This window comes from Novacetimonas maltaceti (genome assembly GCF_002906255.1).
Taxonomy (GTDB): Bacteria; Pseudomonadota; Alphaproteobacteria; order Acetobacterales; family Acetobacteraceae; genus Novacetimonas; species Novacetimonas maltaceti.
The window spans coordinates 1-3,214 of record NZ_POTC01000112.1; the positions used below are offsets into that span (position 1 = coordinate 1).

Below are 3,214 nucleotides of genomic sequence, written 5' to 3' on the forward strand. Positions count from 1 at the left end.
GCGGAGACAGACGACGACCGTAGCGCAGCGCAGGGCGGCGGCTGGCTCCGGTGAGTTGGCCGGGAGACAGGTGCAGCGCACCTGGCTCGCGGCCTTACGAACTAGAGCGGAGATCAAGCCCCCGAAAAAACCCGCACGCGTATCGCTGATCTTTGAGGGATAAATCCATTCGTCACGAAAGAATTTCATTGACGAATCAATGATACCCCATTTATCAGAAAGAAATCAGCGAGGAATCAGACCGATATGGCGAATATCTTTGAAGACCCCAAAAAGGCATCCAGAAAGACACAACTCTTTGAAGCTGGCATTCATGCGTTAGAGAATGACGGATGGAAGGTCGAGAAAATCCCCGGCTTCGGAAAAGGAAGCGTTCGGAAGATTACAAAAGGCAGCCAGGAACGAATCGTATCAATCAGGACGACTCAGGATCAATGGATTGCGTTTCCGAGGAATGATGCCGGTGATGCCTGGGTCACGTTGTCCGATGTGGATGCGGTCGTGGCCGTTTCTGTAGATGACAAGGAAAATCCGCGCTTTGCGCAGGTGCATCTTATTGAAGGTGATGAAATGCGCGCGCGCTTCGACCGGGCATATCAGGCCCGGATCAAGGCCGGACATAGTGTGCCGAAAAAGCGGAGAGGGATCTGGATTTCACTCTACGATGAAGAAGCCAGCAGCCCCGTTTCGCGTGTGGGAGCTGGTGCGGGAATAGCTCATAAGCCGATCGCGCGCATACCTCTGACAGAACCAGGTCTTCCTGCCGAACAGGAAAAGAAGGAGGTCGGTCAGGCCGGCACCGATTTGCGGCCGCTTTCCATAAGCGATGCGAAGAAAAGTCTATCGATGTTTCTCGGGGTGCCGGAAGAATCCATCGAGATCATCATACGATCCTAGAGACAAGCGTGTTGCAGTGAGGTCGCTCAATGGCATCGCGCGCCGACGCCGCGATGCGCTTCCGTGGAGCGAACCGCGATATTTAGGACACGCTAGAGGATACACCAGAGGATACACTTGAGGGCACGTCACAGGATACGCACGGAGCGCGGTTTCCGTTTATGCTTGACTCCCGCCGTGTATCAGCTTAGAAGCCCACTTAATACGGCCGTCTCCGCTGTTGTGCTGCGCGCAAGCTCAGGACATCAAGGGACGGCCTTCTTTATTTTTAGGCATATGCGTCCGCCTTATACCAAGCCCCACCTCAGTTTTGCCGATCAAGTTGATCTCCTGATAAACCGGGGCTTGGGAGTGACAGACCGGACCAAGGCGATCCATCACCTTCAGCGCATTGGTTACGGGCGTCTGGCACCGTATTGGGAGCCTTTCGAACAGAACGGCCCCGATCCTCGCGATCCGTCCCGCATCATTCGCACCGACCAGTTCCGACCGGGTGCGGAGTTTCGCCACGCAGTCGATCTTTACCTGTTCGACAAGCAGCTCCGTCTTCTGTTCCTAGACGCAATCGAGCGGATTGAGGTGGCATTGCGCGTGGATCTGGCACACACGCTCGGAAAGCGCGATCCGTGGGCACATCTCTCGCCAGCTTTCCTCGACACGCGCCGAGCGAACACACCATTTCACGACGGCACACGCCACCAGAATTGGCTCGACAAGGCCAATCAGTCGATCCGACGTTCGAAGGAAAGCTGGGTAAAGCAGTTTTTCGACACCTACAGCTCGCCCCTGCCGATCTGGATGGCCGTTGAGACTTGGGATTTCGGCACGCTTTCCTGGCTTCTATTCATGGCGCACCCACGGGACCGCTTCGCGATCGCGTCACGATACGGTCTGCTTCCCGATACGCTGGTGAGCTGGATCAGGTGTCTTGCGTTCGTCCGCAACATCTGTGCCCATCATTCCCGCTTATGGAACTCGCCGATCATCAATCAGCCCAATGTTCCGAAAGAGCAGGAGGCACCCACAGTCGTTCATATCGGAACGGAAGTCGTGCGGCGAACTCGTGTTTATGGTGCGGCAGCCGTGGCAAGCTGTCTCGTCAAGGAGATCAGCGCCGGCACATCATGGAGCCGCCGGATGAAAGCGCATTGGATCGACTTCCCGACAATGCCTCTTGCAAGGGCCAGCCAGGGCGGCTTTACCGCGCCGTGGGACACGCTTGAGATCTGGACCTAGACCCTTCCATTCTTCTGTACTCGCGGCTGGTCCGGTGCTAGAATCTGGTTATGGGCAGGACCGTCATGAAATCCAGACAGTCGAAAAAATCCGCCGCCTTGCATAAGGCGGCCCAGCTCGCGTTGTTCCCGCTTACGGCACGTCTTCGGCGCATTCGACCGGAGCTGAATGAATGGCGCTTTTACGCGATGTCCGTTCAACCTGACCTATTCGGCGGCGCGGCGCTCGTGCGGCAGTGGGGCCGGATCGGAACGACGGGATCGCAGTGTCTCGATCTTTATCCGGACGAAGGTACGGCCATCAATGCGCTGTCGAAAATGGTCCGTTATCGGCAGAAACGCGGCTATACGCTCGCCGTTGGTCAGGATTAACTCAGGGGCAGTGTGGTTCCTGCATGGCCCTGCGACAAACTCCATTCATTGAGCGAGCTGCACCATGCTGACACGAGGGTTTCACTCGTGTCAGCATCAGTTACCGCTTTCCACGCAGCATGAGTCGTTTGTTGAAATCTCAGGCTTGCGAGCGGGCTATCTTAAATCCGAAGCGCGGGAAGTGGACGACGACTGTCCCGGCATTCTCCTACTCGTTTTCTTATTCACTGGACGGTGATAATAATGCAATCAAGATAATGATCGCATTGTGATTGCATCTCGGTGCAATCATTCCTCTATCGAAGGAGGATGATCCTGTGCCAAGTCTGACAATCAGGAATTTAGACGACACTCTTATCAATGCTCTGAAGCGCAAGGCCGGGGCGTCGGCCCGATCCGTCGAAGCCGAACTGAGAATTGCGCTGAAGGCGTGGGCAGACCAGCCCGCCATGATGCAGGTCGAGGCAGTTTCACAACGCTTGCAGCAGGCGATTGCCCTCGCAGAAAACGGGCGAGCAAGCGATTTCTCGACACGTCCACCATATAGCGCCGCGCGCCTGGCTGACGCGATCGGAGAAAATCACGTGGAGGGATCGAAGAACCCTTGATTGATGTGCTTGGCCGGTAATTTCTGGGTTTTGGCGATTTGATTGACGGTTTTTGCGATGGCGTCCAGTCTGCGTTTTGAGCAGATTGGGAGTTGTCTCTCG

The 3,214-nt window shown here is 55.8% G+C and carries 5 protein-coding genes; 4 read left to right on the forward strand and 1 reads right to left on the reverse strand.

All coding sequences use genetic code 11. From position 1 onward, the window contains the following. A partial coding sequence (locus KMAL_RS17485; protein WP_219811435.1) for a hypothetical protein occupies nt 1–189 on the reverse strand: 189 nt, incomplete at its 3' end. Between the two features lie 57 nt (nt 190–246). On the opposite strand from KMAL_RS17485, the gene KMAL_RS16345 reads away from it, so the two are divergent. From KMAL_RS16345 to KMAL_RS16360, 4 genes are all read left to right on the forward strand, one after another. Beyond that, nucleotides 247–897: a hypothetical protein gene (locus KMAL_RS16345; protein ID WP_110096510.1), complete on the forward strand. Its 651-nt coding sequence runs from the start codon at nt 247–249 to the stop codon at nt 895–897. A gap of 177 nt (nt 898–1,074) precedes the next feature. Next, nucleotides 1,075–2,133 (forward strand): Abi family protein, encoded by a 1,059-nt coding sequence (locus KMAL_RS16350; protein ID WP_239020192.1) that lies wholly within the window; start codon nt 1,075–1,077, stop codon nt 2,131–2,133. Between the two features lie 65 nt (nt 2,134–2,198). Continuing rightward, nucleotides 2,199–2,504: a WGR domain-containing protein gene (locus KMAL_RS16355; RefSeq protein WP_035730650.1), complete on the forward strand. Its 306-nt coding sequence runs from the start codon at nt 2,199–2,201 to the stop codon at nt 2,502–2,504. 272 nt (nt 2,505–2,776) lie between these two features. Next, the gene (locus KMAL_RS16360; RefSeq protein WP_239020193.1) at nt 2,777–3,112 is read left to right on the forward strand and encodes a FitA-like ribbon-helix-helix domain-containing protein; all 336 of its coding nucleotides are present in this window, start codon (nt 2,777–2,779) and stop codon (nt 3,110–3,112) included. The last annotated feature ends 102 nt before the right edge of the window (nt 3,113–3,214 follow it).

Excerpts from the sequence above, each read along its gene's own strand:
- KMAL_RS16355 (WP_035730650.1), top strand. The coding sequence starts at position 2,199 with ATGAAATCCAGACAGTCGAAAAAATCCGCCGCCTTGCATAAGGCGGCC.
- KMAL_RS16345 (WP_110096510.1), top strand. The coding sequence starts at position 247 with ATGGCGAATATCTTTGAAGACCCCAAAAAGGCATCCAGAAAGACACAA.